Genomic DNA, 5,498 nt, shown 5'->3' with positions numbered 1-5,498 from the left:
GGTGGCGTCCCCTCTGTTGTGGGGCGGGGGGCGGCGCCCCCCGGGGGCGGGGTGGGGGCTGTCCCCCCACCCCCCCCGCCCACCCCGGTTTCGACCCGGCTTTTGATCTCGAATCAGGCAGCGGTTACGTGCAGACGAACATCCACATTGCCGCGCGTGGCGTTCGAGTACGGGCAGATCTTGTGCGCGGTTTCGACCAGGCGCTGGGCGTCGGCCTGCTCCAGGCCCTTCACTTCGACGTGCAGGTCGATATCCAGTGCGTAGCCGCCTTCGGCGGTCTGGCCGATGCCGACTTCCACCGAGGTGGCGGTGCCGGCCGGCTGCAACTGCAGCTGCTTGGCGGCTACCGGCAAGGCATTGTCGAAGCAGGCGGCGTAGCCCAGCGCAAACAGCTGTTCGGGGTTGGTGCCGGCCTTGTTGGAGCCCGGCAGTGCCAAGTCGAAGCTGAGGGTGCCGTCGTCCAATGCAGTGCGGCCGGCGCGGCCACCGGTGGCGGTGGCGCGGGTTTTGTAGAAGATCTTCATTGCCGATTCCTTGTGGGGGTGCGTTGGGTACGTCGGTGGAATGCAAGTTCGGGAGTGTTGTTGATCGCGTGTTTCCCGGGTGCGCTTCGCTTACCCGGGCTACGCGGCTCAGGCCAGTTGTGCGAGCAATGCCTTGGCTACCGCTTCGGAGCTGGCCGGGTTCTGGCCGGTGACAAGGTGGCCGTCGCTGAGCACGTACGGCGCCCAATCCGGGCCCTTGCTGTAGTTGCCGCCCAAGCGGGTGAACTCGTCCTCGATCAGGAAGGGCACCACCGCGCTCAGGCCGACTGCGTCTTCTTCGCTGTTGGAGAAACCGGTGACCTTGCGGCCGGCAACCAACGGCTTGCCGTCGGCGGCGCGTGCGGCGATCAGGGCGCCGGGGGCATGGCAGACCAGACCCAGCGGTTTGTTGGCACGGTCGAAGGTTTCGATCAGCGCAATCGAATCTGCATCGCGGGCCAGATCCCACAGCGGGCCGTGGCCACCGGGATAGAACACCGCGTCGAACGTGCTGGCATCGATCTGCTTCAGCGGCAGTGTTGTGGCCAGTTGCTGCTGTGCATCGCGGTCACTGCGGAAACGGTCGGTGGCGGGAGTCTGTGCATCGGGCTCATCGCTGCGCGGGTCCAGCGGCGGTTGCCCGCCAGCCGGCGATGCGAGGGTAATGGTGGCGCCGGCATCCTTGAACACGTAGTACGGGGCGGCGAATTCCTCCAGCCAGAAGCCGGTCTTGTGCCCGGTGTCGCCGAGCTGGTCGTGCGAGGTCAGTACGAACAGAACATTCATGGCAGTGCCTTCAATGAGTGGAGGTGGAACGTGCGACGGCGTTGCCGCACAACAGCAGGTGTTCGGTGGCTTCGCGTGCCTGTTGCAGTGGCAGGCGGTCCTGGCTGAGCTTGGACAGCAGGGCCGCGCCCAACCACATCTGGTACAGCACGCGGGCGACATCCAGTGCGGGCTTGCCGTTCGGCAGCGAGCCGTCGGCGCGGCCTTCTTCGACCAGTGCGGCAATGCGCTGCAGCAGACGCTGCACGCCCTGGTCGAGCACGCGGCGCATGTCCTCGGAAAGGTCGGACACCTCCGCGGCCAGCTTCACCACCAGGCATTCCTCGGCCCAACCCTGCGCCGGATCAGCCGGGTCGCGCGCCCAGGCATCCCAGTAGCGCATCAGCCGTTCGCGGCCGTTGCCCGGTTCGGCCAGCAACTGCTCGAGTTTGCAGCCGTAGCCGTCTACGTACTGTTGCAGCAGCTCGCAGCCGAACACTTCCTTGGACGCGAAGTAGTGATAGAACGAGCCCTTGGGCACGGCGCAGGCCTTGAGGATTTCCTGCAGGCCGAGCGCGGCAAAGCCCTTCTGCAGGACCAGCCGGTAGCCGGTGTCCAGGACGTGCTGGCGGGTGGCTTGGGCTTTGGGGGAGAGGTTCATGGGGTGTAGCTTACTTCGAATAGACCGGTCGTCTATTAACGGATGATTAGCGCGGGACTGTGTCGGCATGCAAGGAACGACACAGGTCGCAGGGGAAACCGCTCTCCCTTCTCCCGCTGGCGGGAGAAGGTGCCCGAAGGGCGGATGAGGGGAGCTTTGGCTTTGGCTTTGGCTTTGGCTTCATCGTTGAAAGCCAGGTGCGGATGGCTTCCCGCAAATCAGAGATGACGGCTTCGCTCCGCCCTCACCCCAACCCCTCTCCCGCGGGCGGGAGAGGGGCTCTTGTCGTCGCGGGTCTCGGGGAAAGCCCAACTTCGCTCATTTCCTCGCAAGTTCCGCGCATCGCGCAACTGCGTGACTCTGGGTCCGGACCCAACTGGGTGTCCAAGCCGTCATCCGATAGGACCCAAAGGCATTGCCCCACAAGCAGCCCCAGCACAGCTTTAAATTTCAAACAAACGATTAAAACGCGGCTAATTTCGCCGAACTGGACAGCATTCCCCGCTTCCCTCACACTGCCGCCCTTCCCCGCCGACCCTTGGCACATGGCAAAACTGCTGGTCCTTCACGGCCCCAACCTCAACCTGCTGGGCACCCGCGAGCCCGACGTCTACGGCCACACCACCTTGGCCCAGATCGACGCTGCGCTGGCTGCACAGGCACAGGCACAGGGGCACCAGAGCGAACACCTGCAGTCCAACGCCGAGCATGTGCTGGTGGACCGGGTGCAGGCTGCGCGTGCCGATGGAACCGCTTTCATCCTGATCAACCCCGCCGCCTTCACCCATACCTCGGTGGCCCTGCGCGATGCGCTGGCCGGGGTGGCGATTCCGTTCATCGAGATCCACCTGTCCAACCCGCATGCGCGCGAGCCCTTCCGCCAGCACAGCTACCTGAGCGACAAGGCCGTGGGCGTGATTTGCGGCTTCGGCGCCGACAGCTACCGCTATGCGATGGACGCCGCACTGGCGCGCGTGGGAGCGGCTGCGTGAACACGCTGCCACGGTTGCTGACGGGCATGGCCGTGGCGTGCCTGCCGCTGGCGGCTGCGCATGCGCAGAACCTGGATCGAGCTGCCGAAGGCATCGACTGCGCGAATGTAACCAGCACGATGGAGAGCGACCTGTGCGCATCCGACCGTGCCAGCGATGCCGACGCACTGTTGAACACCACCTACAAGCTGGCCCGCCGCCAACTACAGCAGCAGGCCGCCGATGGCAGCTGCACGCATTGCGGCGCTGCCGAGCAGCAATTGATTGAGGCGCAGCGCGCCTGGATCCAACTGCGCGACAAGGACTGCGCTGCGGTCTACGCCTTCAATGCCGACGGCACCTCGCGCAATGGCGCGCAGATGCACTGTCTCACCACCCATGCGCAGGACCGTACCCGGCAGCTGCGCGATTTCTACGAACTTTGACCCGGGCGCACCGCGCCTTCTCCTTACTGACTTACTGCAACCAAAGAGGCCCTCATGGATCTGCGCAAAATCAAGAAGCTCATCGACCTGCTGGAAGAGTCGAACCTGGCTGAAATCGAGATCAAGGAAGGCGAAGAATCCGTGCGCCTGTCGCGCAACCCGGTTGGCGGCTACGTCGCTGCGCCGGCACCGGTCTATGCCGCTGCCCCCGCTGCTGCCGCCCCGGCCATGCCGATGAGCGGCCCGACCGAAGCCTCCACCGGCGGCACCGCCAAGCCGGGCAATGCCCTGCCGGAAGGCCACGTGCAGCGCGCGCCGATGGTCGGCACCTTCTACGCCTCGTCCTCGCCGGACAAGCCGGCCTTCGTCAGCGTCGGCCAGACTGTCAAGGCCGGTGAAACCCTGGCCATCATCGAAGCGATGAAGATGTTCAACCCGATCGAGGCCGAAGTGTCCGGCACCGTGGTGGCCATCCTCGGCGAGAACGGCAGCCCGGTTGAATTCGACCAGCCGCTGTTCGTGATTGCCTGAGGCGCCGGCCATGCTGGATAAAGTCGTAATCGCCAACCGGGGTGAAATCGCGCTGCGCATCCTGCGCGCGTGCCACACCCTGGGCATCCGCACGGTCGCGGTGCATTCCACCGTCGACCGCAACCTCAAGCACGTGGCCATGGCCGATGAATCGGTCTGCATTGGTCCGGCACCGTCGTCGGAAAGCTACCTCAACATCCCGGCGCTGATCGCCGCGGCCGAGGTCACCGACGCCCAGGCCATCCACCCGGGTTACGGCTTCCTGTCCGAGAACGCCGACTTCGCCGAGCGCGTGGAGCAGTCTGGTTTCATCTTCATCGGCCCGCGTGCGGAAACCATTCGCCTGATGGGCGACAAGGTGGAAGCCATCCGCGCGATGAAGGCCGCCGGCGTGCCGTGCGTGCCCGGCTCGGGCGGCCCGCTGGGCGAAGACATCGTCACCAACACCAAGATCGCCCGTGAGATCGGCTACCCGGTCATCATCAAGGCCTCCGGTGGTGGTGGCGGCCGCGGCATGCGCGTCGTGCATGCCGAAGGCGCGTTGAAGGCCTCCATCGAAACCACCAAGTCCGAAGCCAAGGCAGCATTCGGCAATGGTGAGGTCTACATGGAGAAGTACCTGGAAAATCCGCGTCACGTGGAAATCCAGGTGCTGGCCGACGGCCAGGGCAACGCCATCCACCTGGGTGAACGCGACTGCTCGATGCAGCGCCGCCACCAGAAGGTGGTGGAAGAAGCGCCGGCACCGGGCATCACCTCCGAACTGCGCGAGCAGATCGGCAAGGTCTGCGTGGAAGCCTGCATCCGCATCGGCTACCGCGGCGCCGGCACCTTCGAATTCCTGTTCGAAGACGGCAAGTTCTACTTCATCGAAATGAACACCCGCGTGCAGGTGGAACATCCGGTGACCGAGATGGTGACCGGCATCGACCTGGTGGCCGAACAGCTGCGCATCGCCTCCGGCCAGAAGCTGAGCATCAAGCAGAGCGACGTGGTGCTGCACGGCCACGCGATCGAATGCCGCATCAACGCCGAGGACGCGGAAACCTTCATTCCCAGCCCCGGCCTGATCACCGGCTTCTATCCGCCGGGTGGCCCGGGTGTGCGCGTTGATACGCACATCTACGCCGGCTACAAGGTGCCGCCGAACTACGACTCGATGATCGGCAAGCTGATCGTGCACGGCCCGGACCGCGAAACCGCCATTGCCCGCATGCGGGTGGCGTTGAGCGAGATGGTCGTGGACGGCATCAAGACCAACGTCGCGTTGCAGCAGCGCATCATGCGCGATCAGGGCTTCCAGGCCGGTGGACAGAACATCCACTACCTGGAAAAGCGTCTGGCCGAGCGCAAGACGCGTTCGATCGCGCTGACCTGATCGGGGCAGCACCGGTAGTGCCGAGCCATGCTCGGCATGAAGGCCCAAAAGGCTTACCCCTCCCCAACCCTCCCCTTCGCTGCGCGAAAGGGAGGGAGCAGGAATGTAGGGCCGAGCCATGCTCGGCATGGGCATTGCCGGTCCGGCCGCTGCCGCGCATGGCTCGGCACTACAGACGCAAACACGCACAAAAAAAGGCGGGAATCCCCGGCTTTTTTGTGG

7 protein-coding genes are annotated in these 5,498 nt (G+C 65.0%); 4 read left to right on the top strand and 3 right to left on the bottom strand.

The window, feature by feature from the left end; all coding sequences use genetic code 11:
- Positions 1-113 precede the first annotated feature (113 nt).
- The 3 genes from AC1VXC_RS20675 to AC1VXC_RS20665 form a co-directional block, all read right to left on the bottom strand.
- Positions 114-524, bottom strand: coding sequence for an organic hydroperoxide resistance protein (locus tag AC1VXC_RS20675; RefSeq protein WP_313495689.1), 411 nt, complete (start codon positions 522-524; stop codon positions 114-116).
- A 108-nt stretch (positions 525-632) separates the two neighbouring features.
- On the bottom strand, positions 633-1,310 hold the full coding sequence (locus tag AC1VXC_RS20670; protein ID WP_481539932.1) for a type 1 glutamine amidotransferase domain-containing protein: 678 nt from the start codon (positions 1,308-1,310) through the stop codon (positions 633-635).
- Between the two features lie 10 nt (positions 1,311-1,320).
- Complete coding sequence (locus AC1VXC_RS20665) at positions 1,321-1,950, bottom strand: TetR/AcrR family transcriptional regulator (protein WP_481539931.1); 630 nt, start codon at positions 1,948-1,950, stop codon at positions 1,321-1,323.
- Positions 1,951-2,495: 545 nt separating this feature from the next.
- Here AC1VXC_RS20665 and aroQ point away from each other — a divergent pair.
- From aroQ to accC, 4 genes are read left to right on the top strand one after another with little or no spacing between them, the layout of a single operon-like run.
- On the top strand, positions 2,496-2,942 hold the full coding sequence (gene aroQ, locus AC1VXC_RS20660; protein ID WP_293707546.1) for a type II 3-dehydroquinate dehydratase: 447 nt from the start codon (positions 2,496-2,498) through the stop codon (positions 2,940-2,942).
- Positions 2,939-3,367 (top strand): lysozyme inhibitor LprI family protein, encoded by a 429-nt coding sequence (locus AC1VXC_RS20655; protein WP_481539930.1) that lies wholly within the window; start codon positions 2,939-2,941, stop codon positions 3,365-3,367. The genes aroQ and AC1VXC_RS20655 overlap by 4 nt, the downstream gene beginning before the upstream one ends.
- 54 nt (positions 3,368-3,421) lie before the next feature.
- Complete coding sequence (gene accB, locus AC1VXC_RS20650) at positions 3,422-3,898, top strand: acetyl-CoA carboxylase biotin carboxyl carrier protein (RefSeq protein ID WP_313170818.1); 477 nt, start codon at positions 3,422-3,424, stop codon at positions 3,896-3,898.
- Between the two features lie 10 nt (positions 3,899-3,908).
- Positions 3,909-5,276 (top strand): acetyl-CoA carboxylase biotin carboxylase subunit, encoded by a 1,368-nt coding sequence (gene accC, locus AC1VXC_RS20645; protein WP_282272814.1) that lies wholly within the window; start codon positions 3,909-3,911, stop codon positions 5,274-5,276.
- Positions 5,277-5,498: the final 222 nt, after the last annotated feature.

This window comes from Stenotrophomonas sp. STEN033, from assembly GCF_056856655.1.
The sequence above is the reverse complement of the archived record's forward strand: the minus strand, read 5'-3'. Positions and strand labels throughout refer to the sequence as shown.